Below are 18,907 nucleotides of genomic sequence, written 5' to 3' on the forward strand. Positions count from 1 at the left end.
ACACGCGCGGCGTGTCGCAGGTAAACGGTCTGTTTCCAAAGCGAATTGGGTAGTCGGCTCAGGTTTTAGAGGAATTTTGGGCGTGTTGTTGAAACGAGCCGTTCCGTTGCTGGCAACCCTCGCTTACACTCGATAGGCATCGGCTGCTGTCGAGTGTCCCGCAGCACCTGCACTCGGCCGTGCGCCTGCGTTCGAGTGCAAAAGGGGTTGTGACACATATGGATTCGCGGACCGTCGCACTGATAAGAACCACGTTCAAGGCGGTTGCTGCGGAAGAGGGTGGCCCCGAGAAACTCGCCCGTTCGTTCTACGCCATTCTGTTCACCGAACATCCGCAAGTTCGCGATTTCTTTCCGGCGGCCCTGGACGCTCAGCGCGACCGCCTCGTCAAGGCCATCGCCTACACCGTCGATCGGCTCGAGGAGCCGAACAAGTTGCTGCCCTTCCTCGCCCAGCTCGGCCGCGACCACCGCAAATACGGTGTGGTCGCCGAACACTATGCGGCGGTGGCCTCCTCGCTGAAGACCGCCATGAAGTCCTATGCCGGAACCGAGCTGTGGACCGATGAGGTGGAGCGCGCCTGGGACGCCGGGCTCGGCGTCATCGCCGACACCATGATCGGCGCGGCCGAGCAGGAGGACACCCCGCCGGTGTGGACCGGCACCGTGATCGAACACCGCGAGGTGCTGCGCAATCTGGCCGTGGTGCGGCTGCGGCTGGACCAGCCCATGCAGTACGCCGCGGGGCAGTACATGAGCGTGCAGATCCCGTCGCGGCCGCGCATGTGGCGGTATCTGTCCCCGGCCGTTCCGGCCAATCCCAACGGGGAGATCGAATTCCATATCCGCGGCGTCACCGGCGGCTGGGTGAGTCCGGCCATGGTCGGGCACACCCGGGTGGGGGAGCAGTGGCTCATCGGTTCGGCGCTCGGCGGGCTCGGCGTACCCCGCAACACCCGGCGCAAAATGCTCATGATCGGCTGCGGTACCGGAATCGCGCCGCTGCGTGCGCAACTCATGGCCATGACGCAGCGCCGCTCCAATCCGAAGGTGGATCTGTTCGTCGGCGGCCACTATCCGTGCGACCTCTACGATCTGGAGACGCTGAGCCAGCTCGCCTGTGAGAACAAGTGGCTCAACGTCATTCCCGTCACCGAGAGCGACGAGAATCCGTGGTGGGTGTTCGACGACGCCGACGCCGAGGAGCGCCAGTACCCCGGGCTACAGCCGCGCCAGGTCGGGCAGATCGGCAAAATCGTTGCGGGATACGGGTCGTGGGCCGATCGCGACGTGCAGATCGTCGGCTCGCCGTCCATGGTGCAGACCACCAAATTCCGACTGATGGCCGCGGGGATGTCCACCGCGAACATTCGGCACGACCCGCTGTTCTGAGCCGGTTCGATCAAAACCCTTCGTAGCGAATGGCTTCCACCGGAGTGCCGTTGTCCACGAGGGTGCGCACGGCGTTCTGCACGGGCGCGGAGTTGCCGCACACCAACACCTGGTGATGCTCCAGCGGGCCGAAGCGGCCGATCACCTCGGCGAGGGTGCCGGGCATCATCTCCTCGGGCTGGAAGCCGATATCCACGCGGCTCGCCTCGTACCAGTCGTCCACCCAGTCGGGGTCCTCCTCGGACTGGACCACCGGAACCACGGTGAGCCAAGGCAATTCGCCGGAGAGCAGGTGCAGCATATCGGCGGCGTAGAGGTCGCGCGGGTAGCGCCCGCCGACGAACAGATGCGTGGTGGGCGGCTCGGCGCGGCGGGACAGATCCAGGATCAGCGAGCGCATGGGCGCGAGACCCGGACCGTCGGCGAGCATCACCACATCCGTGGCGTCGGGCTCCACCGCCAGCCAGCCCTCGGGCGCGCTGACGCGCCATTCGTCGCCGACCCGGGTATCGGTCACGATCGACGGGCTGCACCAGCCGCCGGGCACCGTGCGCACATGGAATTCCAGCTTCCCGTCCAGCGACGGCGGCAGCGCGGAGTACAAGCGCCGCACCATATTCGGATGCTGCGGCACCCGTACCCGCACCGACTGTCCCGCCGCGAACGGCACGAACTCACCGATCAACCGCACCACGGTCCAATCGGCCCGAATCCGGTGCGCACCCACCACGGTCGCCGCGTACTCGGAATTCTCCAGCGCGATTGCTCCGGTCTCGTCGGGACCGATCGTCACGGCATGCCTTTCTACGTAAATCGAATGTCGTTGGCGAGGTTTCAGGGGCGAAGCCCCTGAGAGTCACGAGAGTTGTTTCCTCACACCGGGTCCGAGGCAATCACGTATTCGGGCGTCCCGACCGCCAGCAATGCGCGCTTCGTATCGGCGATCATGCGCGCCGACCCGGCGATCTGAATCTGTCGGTCCGACCAAGCCCCGAAACTCGCCACCACCGCACCGAGATTGCCGATGAGCCGCCGATGCATCCCGTACGGCGTCTCGGCGGGCGCGTACGGATGCCACCACGGATTGGATTCGTTCTCGCACACCGGAACAACGGTCAACCACGGATTGGATTGCGAGAGCTGCCACATGTTCTCCACATCGTAGAGATCACACGGATAGCGCCCGCCCATGAACAGGTGCACCCTCGGATTGATTCCGCGCCTGCCCATTTCGATCAGCTGCGCCCGCAGCGGCGCGATACCGGTGCCGGAGCCGATCATGAGCACGTCCTTCTGGCTCTGCAAGTCGACGTGCAACCCGCCCAGCGGCGCCGCGATCATCCAGCGGTCCCCGACCTGGGTCTCGTTCACGATGGCCGGGCTCACCCACCCGGTGCGCACCTTGCGGACGTGGAATTCGATCTCGCCGTACGGATTGGTGGGAATCGCGGGCGAGAGATAGCGCCACATCTTGGGCCGCTGCGGAATGGCCACCGGCACGTATTGTCCGGCCTGGTAGGGAATGGGCGTATCGGACTGGAGCCGGACAATGGCGAGATCGTCCACCACCCGCCGGTGCCCCACCACCGTGGCCTCCCAATACGGCTGCGATTTATCGGAATTCGCGCCGATGGCCATGGAGGCCGAAATGAGGATGGTGATATCGCGCCACCCCTCCTCCAGCCCGCGGTTCCAGTGCGCGGCCCCGTTGTAGCTGCGGAAGGCCGACAGCAGCGCGCGCCCCGCGATGTCGTAATGGGCGGCCTCCACCCCGAATTTGCGGTGATCGCGGGCCAACTGCTCCAGAAACCGCTGTGCCCGATCCCAGTCCTCCAGATGATCCAGGACGAACTGGATGGCGGTGACCAGCCGCTTGGGCTGCATATCCATGGCGGAGGGGAACAATTCGCGAAGAGCCGGAATCTCCGCGAAAAGGTGACCGTAGAACGCGCTGATCAGCCGCTCCGGTCCGTGGGGGACCTCGGTGACTGTCCGGAAGTTTGCGCGGACCAGCGCAGCCATACGCGCATCCACGACGTCGAACTTTCCTTTCCTGAGCTACTACCCGGGACACGCCTGGTTCTCCAGTGGTCCTCCGCGTCAAGTATCCCTGAAAAAGACAAGGTCGCACGGATATGGCCAAGGCTGCCCCGACCGGTACCCGGCGACCCCGCCCGCGGCTCAGATGACCAGCACCGTTTTACCGCGCGCGCCGGAGGCTCCGATCACCGTCGCGGCGTCGGCCAGCGGCACCGCGTTGTCCACCGGTACCACGAGGTCACCGTCGGCGGCGAGGCGCAGCAGGCGCTCCAATCCCGCCGCGCTGCCCTGGGAATTGATATTGCCGCCCTTGATGCCACGGGTTTGCAGGTCCGCCTCGTCGACCGAGCCGATTGTGCTGAAGACCGCACCGCCCGGGCGCACCAAAGCCGTGAGTTCGGCCAGCTGCGCCGGTGGGCTGACCAGATCCAGCACCGCGTCGATGCCGTCGGGGTGCGTCGTGCGCACCGCGTCGGCGACGGTCGGTTGGTACAGCGCGGGGTCGGGGGAGTCGGAGACCGGCACCGTGCGGCTGTAGTCGACCACCTCGGCCGCGCCCAGCCGGATCATGCGATCGGCGTCGTCGGGGCGGGCGGTGGCGATGACATCCGCGCCGGTCTCGGCGGCCAATTGGACGAGGAACGAGCCGACGCCCCCGGCCGCGCCCATGACCAGCACCGTCTGGCCATTGCTCACCCCGGCGGCGGCGAGCAGGTCGGCGGCGGTGAGTCCGGCGGTCGGCAAGGCGGCGGCCGCGAGCGCGGTGACGGCATCGGGTATCCGGGCCATGACGCTGTCGCGCGGCACCACGATGTACTCGGCGAAGGTGCCGTGCCCGACCGGCGGGATCAACCACTTGCCCGCGACCCGGTCGTCGAGGGCGACATCGGTGACGCCCTCGCCGATCGCGGACACCACGCCCGCCCCGTCGAGGCCGGGGATCAGTGGGAACTCGTGCGGCAGTTGCCCGTTCAGGGCTCCGTCGATGATCTTCTTGTCGAAGGGATTGACCCCGGCGGCGTCCAGGCGAATCCGCAGCTGGCCCGGTCCCGGCTCCGGTATGGGCATTTCGGCTGGCTCGGGCTTGCCACCGAATTCTCGAACGACGATCGCGCGCATGAGACTCCTGTCCTCTGGGGATTCGAGCTGGTGACGCGTGAGCGAACGATTCGGTCATCGTAGGCACGTCACCCTCGACACCCTTGTGATTCGAGGCGGTCGGTTTTGTCACGGGCGCGTAGCGTTGTGTGTGACCTAAGTCTCTGGTGCAAACGCCTCGAAATTCGTCAGACTTGAGCGGAACAGACTCAACTCTTGTCGCGTTGGAGTGGGTAAAGCGACCAGTAGGAAAGGGGACTCGTGGACTCGTTCAATCCCACCACCAAGACTCAGGCGGCCTTCACCGCCGCCCTCCAGGCAGCCTCGGCCGCCGGAAACCCGGAGATTCGTCCGGCGCACTTGCTGGTGGCGTTGCTGGATCAGACCGACGGCATCGCCGCCCCGCTGCTCAAGGCCGTCGCAGCCGATTCGGCGACGATTCGACGCGAGGCCCAGGACATCGTCGACCGGCTGCCCCGCGCCACCGGCGCGACCACCACCCCGCAGCTCGGACGCGAAGCGCTCGCCGCCATGCACGCCGCGCAGCGGCTGGCGACCGAGATGGGCGACGAGTACGTCTCCACCGAACACCTCATGGTCGGGCTGGCCAGCGGCGACTCCGACGTCTCGCAGCTGCTGCTGAAGTACGGCGCGACCGCGGACGCGCTGCGCGAGGCCTTCACCCAGGTGCGCGGCAACACCCGCGTCACCACCCCGGATCCGGAATCCAGCTACCAGGCTCTGGAGAAGTACTCCACCGATCTCACCGCCGCCGCCCGCGCGGGCAAGCTCGATCCGGTCATCGGGCGCGACACCGAGATTCGGCGCGTGGTGCAGGTGCTCAGCCGCCGCACCAAGAACAATCCGGTGCTCATCGGCGAACCCGGCGTCGGCAAGACCGCCATCGTGGAGGGGCTGGCCCAGCGCATCGTCGCCGGTGACGTCCCCGAATCGCTGCGCGGCAAGAAGCTGGTCGCGCTCGATCTCGGCGCCATGGTCGCCGGGGCGAAGTACCGAGGCGAATTCGAGGAGCGGCTCAAGGCCGTGCTCGAGGAGATCAAATCCAGTGCGGGACAGATCATCACCTTCATCGACGAGCTGCACACCATCGTGGGCGCGGGCGCGACCGGGGAATCCGCCATGGACGCGGGCAATATGATCAAGCCCATGCTGGCGCGCGGTGAGCTGCGGCTCGTCGGCGCGACCACCCTGGACGAGTACCGCCAGCACATCGAGAAGGACGCCGCGCTGGAGCGGCGCTTCCAGCAGGTGCTGGTCGGCGAGCCCTCGGTCGAGGACACCGTCGGCATTCTGCGCGGACTCAAGGATCGCTACGAGGTGCACCACGGCGTGCGCATCACCGACTCCGCGTTGGTGGCGGCCGCCGCGCTGTCGGATCGCTACATCACCTCGCGCTTCCTGCCCGACAAGGCCATCGACCTGGTGGACGAGTCGGCCTCGCGGCTGCGCATGGAGATCGATTCGCGCCCGGTGGAGATCGACGAGGTGGAACGGCAGGTGCGTCGCCTCGAGATCGAGGAGGTCGCCCTCGCCAAGGAGACCGACGAGGCCTCCAAGCAGCGGCTCGACAAGCTGCGCTCGGAACTGGCGGATCTGCGCGAGCGGCTCAACCAGCTGACCACGCGCTGGCAGAACGAGAAGCAGGCCATCGATTCGGTGCGCGGCATCAAGGAGGAGTTGGACTCGCTGCGCGGCGAGGCCGAACGCGCCGAACGCGATGGCGACTACAACCGCGCGGCCGAGCTCATCCACGGGCGTATCCCGAAGCTGGAGAAGCAGCTCGTCGAGGCCGAGGCGAAGGCCAAGGTCGCCGCGGACGGCGACGTCATGCTCAAGGAGGAGGTCGGCCCGGACGATATCGCCGAGGTGGTGTCGTCGTGGACCGGAATTCCGGTGGGTCGCATGCTCGAAGGCGAAACCCACAAGCTGCTCCGCATGGAGGAGGAGCTGGGCAAGCGCGTGGTCGGACAGGCCGAGGCCGTGCAGGCGGTGTCGGACGCGGTGCGCCGGGCGCGCGCCGGGGTGGCCGATCCCAATCGACCCACGGGTTCGTTCATGTTCGTCGGTCCGACCGGTGTGGGTAAGACCGAACTCGCGAAGGCGTTGGCGGACTTCCTCTTCGACGACGAGCGCGCCATGGTGCGCATCGATATGAGCGAGTACAGCGAGAAGCATTCGGTGGCTCGCCTCGTCGGCGCCCCGCCCGGCTACGTCGGCTACGACCAGGGCGGTCAGCTCACCGAGGCGGTGCGCCGTCGGCCCTACACCGTGGTGCTCTTCGACGAGATCGAGAAGGCGCATCCGGATGTCTTCGACATCCTGTTGCAGGTGCTCGACGAGGGCCGCCTCACCGACAGCCAGGGCCGCACCGTCGATTTCCGCAACGCCATCCTCATCCTGACCTCGAATCTGGGTGCGGGCGGTGAGCGCGACTTCGTCATGGCGGCCGTGCGCTCGGCCTTCAAGCCGGAATTCCTCAACCGCCTCGACGACGTGGTCATGTTCCACCCGCTCGACGAGGAGCAGTTGGAGAACATCGTCGACATCCAACTCGACCAACTCCAGAAGCGCCTCGCCCAGCGCCGCCTGAAGCTCGACGTCAGCGACTCCGCCCGCTTCTGGCTCGCGGTCCGCGGCTACGACCCCGCCTACGGCGCGCGCCCCCTGCGCCGCCTCATCCAACAGGCCATCGGCGACACCCTCGCCAAGGAACTGCTGGCAGGCGAGGTCCAGGACGGCGACACGGTGAAGGTCAATGTCAGCCCCGACGGCGACGGCCTCGTCGTCGGCCGCTGAGCGCCGCGCGGAAACTACCGGTCTCCGAAGACATGTGTCTTCGGGGACCGGTGCCGTCCTTCCGCCTACCCTGGAGGCCATGACGAATCCGAACGATCCGTGGTCGCGACGACCCGAGTCGGGATCGGTGGATGGGCCGACCGAGAAGGTGTCGCCATCCTCCGGCCGGGCTGGGGACAACCCGGAGTTCGGGGGCGGGTACGGGCCGACGGAGTCGTTCGGGCAGGCGGGTGGGCACGAGCCCACCACGGCGTACGACTATTTCGCGCAGCAGCCGGGGCCGGACGCCACTCGGGTGATGCCGCCGCACGATGAGCAGTGGGGCGGGTACGAGAGCGGTGCGCCCGGTGGGTATCCGCCTACGGCGAGTTACACCTCGGGGTATCAGGCTCCGCAGGGGTATCAGGGAGCGCCGGGGTATCAGAGCGGGCCCGGTGGGCCGGTTCCGCCCGGGGGATATCCGCCGGGGCATCAGGGGCAGCCCGGTCCGCAGGGGCCCAAGCGCAAGACGGGCGTGTGGATCGCGCTCGGGCTCGGCGCGCTGGCGCTCGTCGCCGTCGCGGGGGTGTTGGTGGGATCGCTGCTGGCGGATCGGGATTCGTCGGATACCGCGTCCGCGACCTCCACGACGTCGAGCGCTCAGGTGCAGATTCCGAGTTTCCCGAGTGGGACCGCCGAACAGCCGCTGCCCAGTGGCATTCCGACCATTCCGGGGCTGGGCGATATCGACGCGCTCGGCGCGACCATGGGCACCATTGCCAGCAACGACGGATCCACGCTCACCGTCAGCACGTTGTCGGGTGGCACCGTCACCGTCCGCACCAACGATCAGACCCAGGTGATCTCGCTCGCCAGCACCACCGTGAAGGATCTTCCGGTGGGCGAGGTCGTCATGATCCAGGGCGACAAGGCATCCGACGGATCGGTCACCGCGAAGATCATCATCAGTACCGCTGTGCCCAGCGGGCCTCGATGAGCGGACACCATCCAACACCCGAGGCGATTCAGACATTGTGTGGATAGGGTAGGCGGCGATGACGGCGATATGGTTCGGATTGGCGGCGATCGCGCTGGTGGGCGCGATCGTGCTGCTCTATTTCGATCGGCAGCAGCGACAGCGCACCGGTCACATTCGGCAGGTCTGGGCGAAATCCCAGGGCTACACCTATGTTTCGGTGGAACCGGCCCTGGCCAACACCTGGCGACGTGGCGCCCTGGCCAAGCTCGGGTACCTGTCGGCGGTGGACGTGGTGTCCGGTAATCGCAAGGGCGAGAAGTTCGTGCTGTTCGATCTCGAGGACGCCGCCACGCTGGTCGCGGTGCGCCGCCAGATCGGCTCCGACATCGATATCGACCTGCGCCTCAAGACCGCCGCGCCGCCCAAGGACCACGACCTCGAACTGCTCGGCGCGATCGGCGGCCGCGTGGTCTTCGCCACCAATCCCGATATCGCCCGGCACGCCGTCGACCAGCGCATGGTGGCCTTCATCGAATCGCTGCCCGATACCGTGCAAATGCTGTGGAGCGAGGGCAATTGGACCCTGGGCATGCTGCCCGTGGGCTCCACCTCCCGCGATTGGGAGATGGCCGTCGACGCGGTACTGCGCCTGTCCGGGCTGCTGCACGTCCTGCCGCCCGTGGTCGGCGGACCGGAACCGCGCGGCGGTGGCCGCGGCCCGGCCCCGGAGGCCCGCGAGGGTGGTCGGCCGCAGCGCGGCGGCACCGCGGTGGTCGACGACGAGGACGATTACGACGGCCACGACGAATACGGCGACTACGGCGATCCCGAACCGGCACCGGCTCGCCGTCTCCCGCCGCGTGCGGGCGACCCGCTGCCGTTCCCCGAGGACGAGGACGACGAGGAGTACGCGCCCCTCGTGAAAGATATTGCGGGAGAAAGCGAACCGGAGCCCGAGGAGGGTTGGCGGCCCGCGCTGAAGGTGGTCCCCGACCCGCGCGGACGGGTACGCCGCAACTGGCCGCCCGCGCCCGAAGAGGACTGGGCCGAAGACGAACAAGCCCGCCCGGAGGGCGATTACGCCGAAGACTCCGACGAGGAGTGGGAAGAAGACGACTGGCGCGAAGACGACGAGCCCGACACTCGCGACGACCGCGAGGAACAGGGCGAGTGGCGCGAGGACGATCGGGACAATCCGCCCGGCGGTCCGTTCCATCCGGGCTTCCGGCCGTACCAGGGGCCCGCACCCCGCTGAAAACTTTCCGCCGTAGCGCGGAACTTCCGCCTCCGCGTGGAACGTTCGGGAACTGTTGGGCCCTTGGGCCCTGTCCGCAATGCCGCGGGCGTTCATACCCTTGGGCCCATCCCCGGATTTCGGCCGAGTGTGAGGTAGTCGATTTCGATGACCGAGAGTTCGCCCGTCACGCGCCTGCCCGGCGCTGTTCGTCCCGTGGCCTTGGTCACGGGACCCACCTCCGGTATCGGGCGGGCCTACGCCACCCGGCTGGCGGCGCTCGGCTACGACCTGGTGCTGGTGGCGCGGGACGAGTCGCGACTCGCCGCGCTGGCCGGGGATCTCGAACTGCGCTTCGGGGCGCGGGCGCAGGTGCTGCCCGCCGATCTGGCGCGGGCCGAGGATCGGGAACGGGTCGAGGCGCGCGTGGGCGCGGGCGTCGAATTCCTGGTCAACAACGCGGGATTCGGGCTGTCACGGGAGTTCTGGACCATCGAGCCCGAGCGGTTGCAGGAGCAACTGGACGTCAATGTCACCGCGGTCATGCGATTGACCCGGGCGGCTCTGCCGCCCATGCTCGCCGCGGCCAAGGGCTCGGTGGTGAATGTGGCCAGCGTGGCCGGGCTCGTCCCCGGGAGGGGCTCGACCTACTCGGCCTCCAAGGCGTACGTCGTATCCTTTTCCGAAGGGCTGGCGGGTGCGCTGGCCGGGACCGGCGTTCGGGTGCAGGCACTGTGCCCCGGATTGGTCCGCACCGAATTTCATGAGCGAGCCGGTATCGAGCTGGGTTCGTTGCCGCGGCCCGTGTGGCTGTCCGTGGACGAGGTGGTGGCCGGTTCGCTGAGCGATCTGGAAAAAGGCCGGGTGATCAGCGTGCCCGGTGTGCAGTACAAAGCCGTCACCGCGGTGGCAGGACTCATACCGCGGTCCCTCGCGGCCCGCATCAATCGGGGCCTGTTCAACGCACGCGGAAGGACATAGACACAGATATGCAGGTAACGACGACCGACCGGGACAGACTCGCGAACCTGGTGCGCGACCTCGCCGTGGTACACGGCCGGGTGACCCTGTCCTCGGGTAAGGAAGCCGACTACTACGTGGACCTGCGCCGGGCCACCCTGCACCACGAGGCGGCCCCGCTCATCGGCAAACTGCTGCGCGAACTCGTCGCGGACTGGGACTTCGACTCCGTCGGCGGACTGACCATGGGCGCCGATCCGGTGGCCGCGGCCGTCATGCACGCGCCGGGCCGTCCCATCGACGCGTTCGTGGTGCGCAAGGCCGCCAAGACCCACGGTATGCAGCGTCAGATCGAGGGCCCCGACATCGTCGGCAAGCGGGTGCTGGTGGTCGAGGACACCACCACGACCGGCAATTCGCCGATCACCGCCGTGCGCGCGCTGCGTGACGCGGGCGCGATCGTGGTGGGTGTGGCGACGGTGGTGGACCGGGAGACCGGAGCCGCCGAGGTCATCGCCGCCGAGGGCCTGGAGTACCGCTCCATACTCGGCCTCAAGGATCTGGCTCTGGGATGATTCACATCGCTGGGTTAGCCTGAACGCTGTTCATGTCTTTCAAAGGTGAAGGGTCGTGTGAGTCACTCGTGGCAAGCATTGCACTGAATACAGGGCGGAAGAACGTCGCGATGCTCGGCATCGGTGCTTACCGACCCCAGCGTGTGGTCAGTAACGCCGAGGTCTGCGAGGTCTTGGATTCCACTCCCGAGTGGATCTTCGAGCGCACCGGTATCAAGAACCGCCGCTGGATCAGCGGGGACGAGACGCTGCGCAGCATGGCCGCCGCCGCCGGTGAGCGGGCGGTCAAGAACAGCGGTATCGACCGGTCCAAGATCGGCACGCTGATCTTCGCCACCTCCAGCTGGCTCACGCTCACCCCGCACGGCGCCCCGCAGGTCGCCTTCGATCTCGGTATGAACGGCGTCGCGGCCTTCGACCTCACCTCGGGCTGCGGTGGTTTCGGCTACGCCCTCGGTGTCGCCGCCGACCTCATTCGCGCGGGCTCCTCGGAGTACGTGCTGGTGATCGGCGCGGAGACCATGACCGTCGGCCTGGACCCCCGGGACCGGGGCACCGCCATGATCTTCGGCGACGGCGCGGGCGCGGTCGTGGTCGGGCCGTCGGAGGAGAACGGTATCTCGCCGACCGTCTGGGGCAGCGATGGTGAGAACGCCTCCGCCATCATGCAGGACATCGATTTCCTGGAGTACATGGACAAGGCGGAGGCGTACCAGCACAAGGATCCCGAGGCCGAGCCCATCGGCCGCATGGCGCTGCGCATGGAGGGTCCCAAGGTCTTCCGCTGGGCGGCGGTCACCCTGCCGCGCGCGCTGGCCAGCGCCATCGAGGTATCGGGTGTGGCCACCGAGGACATCGAGGTCTTCGTGCCGCATCAGGCCAATGCCCGCATCAACGAGCTCATGAAGAAGAATCTCGGTCTGGCAGACGACATTCCGATGGCCAATGACATCGAGAACACCGGCAATACCTCCGCGGCCTCGATTCCGCTGGCCATGGAGGAGATGCTGGTGACCGGCAAGGCCAAGGGCGGACAGCTGGCGCTGCTGCTCGGCTTCGGCGCGGGCCTGTCCTACGCGGGCCAGGTCGTGACGCTGCCCCCGGCTCCGGCCGAGCCCAGCTTCTGAAGCGAAATCCACTGATGGTGAGTGCTTTTCGCGCCGGTTTTCTCGCGGCGGCGGCGGTGACGGTCTACGGGGCCGTCACCGGCCGCGATCGGTTGCAGTGGGTGGCCAAACCGCTGCTGATGCCGCTGCTGGCGGTTGATGTGGCGCGCGATACCGAGATGGCCGACGCCGACCGCAAGCTGCTGCTGGGCTCGCTGGCGGCGGCCACGGTCGGCGACATCCTGCTCATCGATCCCGACGACGACCGTCGATTGATCGCTGGCGCATCGTCTTTCGCGCTCATGCAGACCGGCTACGCCACACTGTGGCGGCGTCGGGGCGCGCGGGCGCGGGCCGCCATCGCCGGGCCGCGCGTGGGGGCCTGGCTGGGCGCGGCCGCGCTCATGCGGGCCAAGGCGCCGTCGGTGGCGCTGCCGCTCACCGCCTATGGCGCGACGCTCGGCACCGCCGCCACCCTGGCGTCGGATCCGGAACTCGCGTCGGACGCGAAAAACGTCGCGGGCCTGAACATCCCGAATGCCGACCCGCGCAGCCGCCTGGGTCTCGGCGCGCTGCTGTTCACACTCTCCGACGGCCTCATCGTGCTGCGCCGAATCTTCGCTCGCACCAACGCTTCTCGCCGGGCCACCGAGGGCGTCATTCTCGGCACGTACGCCGCCGCGCAGTATCTGCTCACCGATCCGCGCGCACACCGGTAGTCAGCCGCCGCGCAAGACCTCGAGCAGCTCCTGCCCCTCCTTGGACTCCGACCACCACTCGGTATGCCCGAGAAAGTAGTCGTCGTAGGCGATTTCGGCGTTGGCCTGATTGCCGCCCGGGACGACGCCGAGGAAGTAGTCGATCTCGGAGAGTTCGTATTCGCAGTGCACCAGCGGCAGCAGATCGGGCAGGGCGCGGCGCTCGGTGGCGGTGAGCGGACGCACCCGCTGGTAGGCGTGCAGGAAGGTGTGCACCTGGTCGAACCGCACGGTGGCCGGGCCGCCGCCGCGCAGGGCCAGCCAGTCCACGGCGGAGCGTTCGATGGCGGTGGCGATATCGTGGATCGCGGTGGTGCGGTCGCAGAGGCCGAAGTCGATGACCGAGCTGACGTCGCCGTCGCGCCAGAGCAGATTCGTGCCGTGCCAATCATTGTGTGTCCACAGCGGTTCCAGGTCGGCCAGCAGCGACATGATGCGCAGATGGAAGAGCTGGTGGACGCGGTCGAGGTCGTCGCGCCACGGGCGCTCCGACAGGAACATGCCCAGCGCGGGCCGGACCGCCGCCTGACGCTCCAGCGCGCCGATGGGATCGGCGGAGGAGAAGATGGTGAAACTGGCCTGCAGCGGATGCGGCGGGCGGGCCGGTGCGTCGTAACCCACTGCGGCAATGTGCAATTGGGCCAGCATGTGACCGGCCGCCGCGGCGTCGTCGAGTGTCAGATAGGGCGACCACGAGAAGGCCCCCTGGTATCGATCCGCGCCGACACCCAATTCCTGTACCTCGTAGGTGAATTCACCGGTCTCCCGGGTGTCGAGCACCTCCGGGATCGGAATGCCGCGCGCCCGCAGGTACGCCATGAAACCGTGCTCCTCGCCGAGGCCCTCGGCGGTGCGCAGGCTCCGCGGCAGCCGTTTGACGATCACCTCGCGCCCCGCGCCGGTGCGTACCCGCGCCGTCGCGGAAAGCGGTCTGGGACTGCGCCATTCGATGACCGCGTCCGCATCCGTCACCGCCGCCACCTCCGTGGCGGTCAGCGGCGGCCAATCGGGTTCGACCAGTGGTTCTTCGCCCATGCCGTAGACGCGGTCATCGGTCATGCGCTCACGCCCTCCGCCGGGCGATCAGCAGGAGCGCCGCCGTCACCAGCGCGGCGACCAGCCAGGAGAACAGCGAGGCCGAGGACCACCAGCCGGGGTGAATTCCGGTGGCGTCCTGCACTTTCGACCAGAACTGCGCCCACCAGCTGATGGAGCCGGGATTGCAGAGCTGGTAGGTGACGAAGCCGCAGGCCCACGGCAGCAGCATGAGCGGGCGGGCCGGGGAGTTCTGTTCCAGGTTCCAGTGCCGCCGTCCGCGCCCGAGGAAGTAGTCCACGATCAGCACGGCCGACAGCGGGACGAACACCGATCCGATCAGGTACAGGAAGTTCGCGTAGCTGCTGAAGTCGCGCACCGGCAGCGCGAGCAGGATGACCGCCAAACCGACGGCGCTGGCGAGCACGCGGCGGTCCACGCGGGGCAGCAGATTCTGCAGGGACATGGCGGTGGAGTACACATTGGCGAAGGACTGGTCGGTCTCGCGCAGCACCAGGACCGCGAAGAACGCCCATCCGGCGGTGACGCCGAGGAAGGTGTCGAAGATCTTGGAGGCGTCGCCCCCGGCCTGGAGGATGGCGATGGTGCCGAGCACGTAGCACCAGATCTGCGCCGCCGAGTACCCGACGATGGTGGCACCGGCCGAGGAGCGGACCGAGCGGGCGTGCCGGGCGTAGTCGGCGGCCAGCGGCACGAACGACACCGAAACCGCGAGAGTGGTGTCCACGGCGGGGAAGAATCCGCTCCAACTGGTGTCGGTGGGCTCCGGCACCGGATTGCGCAGCAATTGAACGGTGAAGTACACCAAGGCGATTCCCACCGCGACGGTGACGTACTTGCGCAGCAGATGCACCACCCGCAGCGGCCAGATGGCCATGACGGTGGAGAACACCCCGGCGGCCACGATCACCAGCGCGTGCGGCACCCGGTCGTCGGTCATGGCGGAGACGCCGAGGGCGATGACGGTCAGCTCGTACACGCCCCAGCCGACGCACTGGATGATGTTGGCCAGCGTCGGCAGATACGACAGTTTGGTGCCGAACAGCCCGCGCAGCACCACCATGGCGGGCGCGCCCGTGCGGGTGCCCACCGCGCCCGTCCCGGCCACCATGGCGGTGCCGACGAGCGTGCCGAGCAGGGTCGCGAGCAATGCGCCGACCAGCGGCAGCGGCGGATGTCCGGTCGGATACAGCACATACGCGGCACCGCTGAACCCGATCAGACTGACGCCGATATTGGCCCAGAACGCGGCCTGATCGGTGAACCCGAGGGTGCGCGGCGGCGCGGTGTCGAGCAGCAGGGGCGCTTCCTGCTTCTCCTCGGGTGAAGCTCCAGCAATCGTCACCCCAGGAAGCCTAAGGCCCATCCGCCTCCCCGAGCCTTCAGCGCGCGGCAGAGAGCCGTAGCGACTCCCCGACGCGTGCCAGCGGACGGGTGCCGAAACAATTGTGGGGGTACCCGATGAGTTACCCCCGCCTCACGAGATCAGTTGTCACCTTCGTAGAGGTCAGAGGCAGAGGATGATGCGGTCACGGTTCTTGGGGTCGACTCGGATCGAAACCGTTTCGCCTACTTCGATTTTCGGGCGGTCCACGGGTTGGACGTCCAGGACGATGCTGCCGTGGTAGGTCTCCGAACCGGGGACGACCAGTTCCAGGTCGAGTTCGGCCAGTTCGGTGTGGTGGTCGGTGGGCATCAGGGGATGGACGCCTTCGATATTGGCCCAGCCCTCCAGGCCGTGACGGAGCAGGCGGCGGTCGCAGCGCCGTGGCCGTTGGGCCAGCAGCATGCCGATACCGAGGAGGCTGCCGTACATGCCGACCAGCATGCAGAGCTGCATGGGAACCGTTCCGGGCGGGGCGAGGTGGACGAACCAGCCGAGCCAGAGCACGAGGGTGAGCATGTACACGACCGTCACGCCGAGCACCGTTCGAAATATCCGCGCATGGTCCATGGCAACCTCCACCAGGGCCTTGGACTTCCAGGATAAGCGCTGATGGCGGGGCATGCGGGCGGGTTGAGGAACCCGACCGAGCGGTGTCAGCCGGGGGAGCGCAGGGCGGTGAGGGCGTTGAGGTCCAGGGGCAGCGCATGGCCCGCGAGGTCGAGGGTCACCCGGTCGCGGTACTCACCGACCGGTTCGTATCGACCGTGGCTCAGCCGGTACGCGGTGAGCCGCACCGTACCCTCCGGATCCAACAACCAGTAGTGCTCGATACCGACCGCCGCGTACTCCGCGGGCTTCATGATCCGGTCCACCCGCCGCGACCCGGGCGAGAGAATTTCGATGGCCGCCAACACCTCCGACGGCTGCACCCGCGAGGCGTGCGCCGCCCCCGCCGCACCCCCGACCACCAGCACATCCGGTATCCGAACGGTTGCCGGAAACTCCGCCTCCACCACCAATTCGATACGCGCCAGGGCCGCCAGCGGCGCGGGCAGCGAGGGTTCCAACTGCGCGGCCAGCCGCCACACCGCCAATTGGTGCCGAGGCGGCTGCGGCGCGACCACCGGTACCCCGTCGACGAGTTCGCAGAACAGATCGCCGTCCTCGCGCAGCGCCGACCACTCCGCCATGGTCAATAGGTGATCCGGCCACGCCCCAACCATTTTCACCGCTTCCGCGGATCTCGACCGCCGCATGACGTCCAGTCTTCCACGCCCCGCTACCACCCGGCATCGTTTCTCCCCGGGACCGCGGGCCGTCAGCCCTTGAGCCGCAGCACCGCGAGCACCCGGCGGTGATGCAGGTCCGAGGGCGGCAGATCGAGCTTGAGGAAGATATTGCCGATGTGCTTCTCCACCGCGCGCTCGGTGACGCTCAGCGCGGCGGCGATCGCGCCGTTGGACAGCCCCTGGGCCATGAGTTCGAGCACTTCGCGTTCGCGCGGGGTGAGGCGGGCGAGCGAATCCTGTTGGCGGGTAGCGCCCATCAACTGACTCACCACTTCCGGGTCGAGAGCGGTACCGCCGGTGGCCACGCGGTGCAGGGCGTCCACGAACTCGCGCACATCCGCGACGCGGTCCTTGAGCAGATAGCCCACGCCACCGGCCCCGGCGGCGAGAAGTTCGGTGGCATACCGGGTTTCGATCCACTGCGAGAACACCAGCACCCCGGTCTCGGGGGTGCGGCGGCGCAGTTCCAGGGCCGCGATGAGGCCCTCGTCGGTGAAGGTGGGCGGCATGCGCACATCCACCACCGCGACATCGGGCCGGTGTTCGGCGACCACCTCGCCGAGGGTGCTGGCCTCGCCGACCGTGGCCACCACCCGATGGCCGCGCTCGGTGAGCAGTCCGGTGAGGCCGTCGCGCAGGATGGCATTGTCCTCGGCGATGACGATCCGCAGTGGCTCGCTCATTTCGGCACCGCGACGGGAAGCAGCATGGTGACGACGGTAGGCCCACCGGGCGGACTGTCCACCACCAGGCGGCCGTCCACGGTCCGGGCCCGCGAGGCCAGGCCCGACAGCCCGCCGCCCACCACGGATTCGCCATTCGGCTCGGCCGGTTGCAGCGCACCGCCCATACCGTTGTCGCGCACCGTCACCGCGATGCCGCCGGAGCCCTCCGGCAGGACCGAGACCCAGATATGGCTGGCGTTGGCGTGTTTGGCGACATTGGTGAGCAGCTCCGCCACCGAGAAGTACGCGATCGCCTCGATGGCCGGATCGGGCCGGGTGGGCAGCAGCACCCGCAGCTCCACCGGCAGCGCGCAGCGGGCGGCGAGGGTCTCCAGCGCGGGTTCGAGGCCGAGTTCCAGTGCGGGCGGATGGATTCCGCGCACCAGCTCGCGCAGCTCGGTGAGCGCCTCCTTGGCCCCGGTGCGGGCGTCGACGATCAGATCGGAGGGGTCGCCGCCGGTGGCCAGCCGCTCCTCGGCGCGGGCCAGGGCCATGGCGATGCTCACCAGCCGGGCCTGGGTGCCGTCGTGCAGATCGCGCTCCAGGCGACGCAGTGTCGCGGCCGAATCCTGTACCGCCGCATGGCGGCTGGCCTGTAACTCGGTCAGCTGCCGGTCCCGGGAGGTCGGGGTGAGCAGCGCGAGGGCCAGTTGCCGGTGCAGCCAGCACACCCCGCGCATCACCCACACCATGACGAAGCAGGCGATCAGGCCCGCCAGCGCGAAAGCGATGACGCTAGGCCAGGTTTCGACATAGAAGTCGCCGATCTGCGCCAGCGAATGGTGCTCCACGCCGTTCTCGTCGACATTCACCGGATGGTCGATCACCCAGAAGATCGGGGAGACCACGATGAAGGCGCAGACCACGCCCACGATCAGCACGACATAGCCGACCACGACCCCGAGCACCACCTGCGTCAGCAGGAAGGCCAGCGCCCGCCACGACGTCCGGTCGGTGGCCACGCCGCGCAGCCACCCGATGAGCCCGGGCCGTGGCGCGAACGGCGGCGGCGCGGGTACGGGCGTATCGAGCAATCCCCCGATCAGCGCCCGGTACACCCGACCCCACACCCGAGCGCCGAGAAATATCCCCGCGAGAATCGGCAGCCCGATGAGGAAGATCGAAATATAGAGTCCGCCACCGATCCCCACGAACAGGTAGACCGCCGCCACGCACCCGAGCACCAGCGCGACCAGCAGATAGGCCAACTCCTTCCACGTGCGCTTCTCGAAGGGCGCGCGCAGCACGGTCAGCCAGAGCGGCGGCCGGGCGCGCTCGGGTGTCGTCTCGGGTCGCTCGAGGACCAGGGTCGGTTCAGCGGACATCTCGCTCATACATCTCATCGTCGTCGGCGGCGCTGCGGCAATCGATGGCGCTGACCCGAGAACCCAGGGTGGGGTCAGCACCACCACCCAGCATCATGCCCATGCGCTATGACACGCCGACAGGCGGGCGCGGTCGCCGTTGCGGCCGGAACCGACTCGCTCGCGACCCACACGGGAAATACGATGAG

17 protein-coding genes are annotated in these 18,907 nt (G+C 68.0%); 8 read left to right on the plus strand and 9 right to left on the minus strand.

Annotated features, from left to right (window positions below):
* Positions 1-218: 218 nt before the first annotated feature.
* Positions 219-1,391 carry a globin domain-containing protein gene (locus ACIBH2_RS31170; RefSeq protein WP_397123977.1) on the plus strand — a complete coding sequence of 391 codons (1,173 nt, stop codon included), beginning with the start codon at positions 219-221 and terminating at the stop codon, positions 1,389-1,391.
* 10 nt (positions 1,392-1,401) lie between these two features.
* On the opposite strand, the gene ACIBH2_RS31175 is transcribed toward ACIBH2_RS31170, so the two are convergent.
* The 3 genes from ACIBH2_RS31175 to ACIBH2_RS31185 all read right to left on the minus strand — a co-directional run bounded on the left by ACIBH2_RS31175 (position 1,402) and on the right by ACIBH2_RS31185 (position 4,550).
* Positions 1,402-2,154, minus strand: coding sequence for an FAD-binding oxidoreductase (locus tag ACIBH2_RS31175; protein WP_397124307.1), 753 nt, complete (start codon positions 2,152-2,154; stop codon positions 1,402-1,404).
* A gap of 110 nt (positions 2,155-2,264) precedes the next feature.
* Positions 2,265-3,425 (minus strand): FAD-binding oxidoreductase, encoded by a 1,161-nt coding sequence (locus ACIBH2_RS31180; RefSeq protein ID WP_397123979.1) that lies wholly within the window; start codon positions 3,423-3,425, stop codon positions 2,265-2,267.
* A 147-nt stretch (positions 3,426-3,572) separates the two neighbouring features.
* Positions 3,573-4,550 (minus strand): NADP-dependent oxidoreductase, encoded by a 978-nt coding sequence (locus tag ACIBH2_RS31185; protein WP_397123981.1) that lies wholly within the window; start codon positions 4,548-4,550, stop codon positions 3,573-3,575.
* 240 nt (positions 4,551-4,790) lie between these two features.
* Here ACIBH2_RS31185 and clpB point away from each other — a divergent pair, with 240 nt between their 5' ends.
* The 7 genes from clpB to ACIBH2_RS31220 all read left to right on the plus strand — a co-directional run bounded on the left by clpB (position 4,791) and on the right by ACIBH2_RS31220 (position 12,898).
* Complete coding sequence (gene clpB / locus ACIBH2_RS31190; protein WP_397123983.1) at positions 4,791-7,346, plus strand: ATP-dependent chaperone ClpB; 2,556 nt, start codon at positions 4,791-4,793, stop codon at positions 7,344-7,346.
* A 79-nt stretch (positions 7,347-7,425) separates the two neighbouring features.
* Complete coding sequence (locus ACIBH2_RS31195; RefSeq protein WP_397123985.1) at positions 7,426-8,322, plus strand: DUF5666 domain-containing protein; 897 nt, start codon at positions 7,426-7,428, stop codon at positions 8,320-8,322.
* A gap of 58 nt (positions 8,323-8,380) precedes the next feature.
* On the plus strand, positions 8,381-9,559 hold the full coding sequence (locus ACIBH2_RS31200) for a hypothetical protein (RefSeq protein ID WP_397123987.1): 1,179 nt from the start codon (positions 8,381-8,383) through the stop codon (positions 9,557-9,559).
* A gap of 147 nt (positions 9,560-9,706) precedes the next feature.
* Positions 9,707-10,519 (plus strand): SDR family NAD(P)-dependent oxidoreductase, encoded by an 813-nt coding sequence (locus tag ACIBH2_RS31205; RefSeq protein WP_397123989.1) that lies wholly within the window; start codon positions 9,707-9,709, stop codon positions 10,517-10,519.
* Positions 10,520-10,527: 8 nt separating this feature from the next.
* A complete protein-coding gene (pyrE, locus tag ACIBH2_RS31210) occupies positions 10,528-11,073 on the plus strand; it encodes an orotate phosphoribosyltransferase (RefSeq protein ID WP_397123991.1) in 546 nt (181 codons plus the stop codon).
* A 68-nt stretch (positions 11,074-11,141) separates the two neighbouring features.
* Positions 11,142-12,200, plus strand: a complete 1,059-nt coding sequence (locus ACIBH2_RS31215; RefSeq protein WP_397123993.1) for a beta-ketoacyl-ACP synthase III — start codon at positions 11,142-11,144, stop codon at positions 12,198-12,200.
* Positions 12,201-12,214: 14 nt separating this feature from the next.
* A complete protein-coding gene (locus tag ACIBH2_RS31220) occupies positions 12,215-12,898 on the plus strand; it encodes a lysoplasmalogenase (protein ID WP_397123995.1) in 684 nt (227 codons plus the stop codon).
* Here ACIBH2_RS31220 and ACIBH2_RS31225 read toward each other — a convergent pair whose 3' ends face one another.
* The 6 genes from ACIBH2_RS31225 to ACIBH2_RS31250 all read right to left on the minus strand — a co-directional run bounded on the left by ACIBH2_RS31225 (position 12,899) and on the right by ACIBH2_RS31250 (position 18,728).
* Positions 12,899-13,996 carry a phosphotransferase enzyme family protein gene (locus ACIBH2_RS31225; protein ID WP_397123997.1) on the minus strand — a complete coding sequence of 366 codons (1,098 nt, stop codon included), beginning with the start codon at positions 13,994-13,996 and terminating at the stop codon, positions 12,899-12,901.
* Positions 13,997-14,000: 4 nt separating this feature from the next.
* Positions 14,001-15,338, minus strand: a complete 1,338-nt coding sequence (locus tag ACIBH2_RS31230; RefSeq protein ID WP_397123999.1) for a purine-cytosine permease family protein — start codon at positions 15,336-15,338, stop codon at positions 14,001-14,003.
* A gap of 162 nt (positions 15,339-15,500) precedes the next feature.
* A complete protein-coding gene (locus ACIBH2_RS31235; RefSeq protein WP_397124001.1) occupies positions 15,501-15,947 on the minus strand; it encodes a hypothetical protein in 447 nt (148 codons plus the stop codon).
* 86 nt (positions 15,948-16,033) lie between these two features.
* Positions 16,034-16,636, minus strand: a complete 603-nt coding sequence (locus tag ACIBH2_RS31240) for a Uma2 family endonuclease (protein WP_397124003.1) — start codon at positions 16,634-16,636, stop codon at positions 16,034-16,036.
* Positions 16,637-16,698: 62 nt separating this feature from the next.
* The gene (locus ACIBH2_RS31245) at positions 16,699-17,352 is read right to left on the minus strand and encodes a response regulator (protein WP_397124005.1); all 654 of its coding nucleotides are present in this window, start codon (positions 17,350-17,352) and stop codon (positions 16,699-16,701) included.
* Positions 17,349-18,728, minus strand: coding sequence for a sensor histidine kinase (locus ACIBH2_RS31250; RefSeq protein ID WP_397124007.1), 1,380 nt, complete (start codon positions 18,726-18,728; stop codon positions 17,349-17,351). The genes ACIBH2_RS31245 and ACIBH2_RS31250 overlap by 4 nt, the downstream gene beginning before the upstream one ends.
* Positions 18,729-18,907 lie beyond the last annotated feature (179 nt).

Origin of the sequence: Nocardia sp. NPDC050406 (assembly GCF_044459025.1) — a bacterium.
Taxonomy (GTDB): Bacteria; Actinomycetota; Actinomycetes; order Mycobacteriales; family Mycobacteriaceae; genus Nocardia.

Coding starts and splice junctions, on each gene's coding strand:
- ACIBH2_RS31245 (WP_397124005.1), bottom strand. CDS start 17,352: ATGAGCGAGCCACTGCGGATCGTCATCGCCGAGGACAATGCCATCCTG.
- ACIBH2_RS31200 (WP_397123987.1), top strand. CDS start 8,381: ATGACGGCGATATGGTTCGGATTGGCGGCGATCGCGCTGGTGGGCGCG.
- ACIBH2_RS31220 (WP_397123995.1), top strand. CDS start 12,215: ATGGTGAGTGCTTTTCGCGCCGGTTTTCTCGCGGCGGCGGCGGTGACG.
- ACIBH2_RS31205 (WP_397123989.1), top strand. CDS start 9,707: ATGACCGAGAGTTCGCCCGTCACGCGCCTGCCCGGCGCTGTTCGTCCC.
- ACIBH2_RS31170 (WP_397123977.1), top strand. CDS start 219: ATGGATTCGCGGACCGTCGCACTGATAAGAACCACGTTCAAGGCGGTT.
- ACIBH2_RS31185 (WP_397123981.1), bottom strand. CDS start 4,550: ATGCGCGCGATCGTCGTTCGAGAATTCGGTGGCAAGCCCGAGCCAGCC.
- ACIBH2_RS31240 (WP_397124003.1), bottom strand. CDS start 16,636: ATGCGGCGGTCGAGATCCGCGGAAGCGGTGAAAATGGTTGGGGCGTGG.
- ACIBH2_RS31250 (WP_397124007.1), bottom strand. CDS start 18,728: ATGAGCGAGATGTCCGCTGAACCGACCCTGGTCCTCGAGCGACCCGAG.
- ACIBH2_RS31235 (WP_397124001.1), bottom strand. CDS start 15,947: ATGGACCATGCGCGGATATTTCGAACGGTGCTCGGCGTGACGGTCGTG.
- pyrE (WP_397123991.1), top strand. CDS start 10,528: ATGCAGGTAACGACGACCGACCGGGACAGACTCGCGAACCTGGTGCGC.
- ACIBH2_RS31195 (WP_397123985.1), top strand. CDS start 7,426: ATGACGAATCCGAACGATCCGTGGTCGCGACGACCCGAGTCGGGATCG.
- ACIBH2_RS31225 (WP_397123997.1), bottom strand. CDS start 13,996: ATGACCGATGACCGCGTCTACGGCATGGGCGAAGAACCACTGGTCGAA.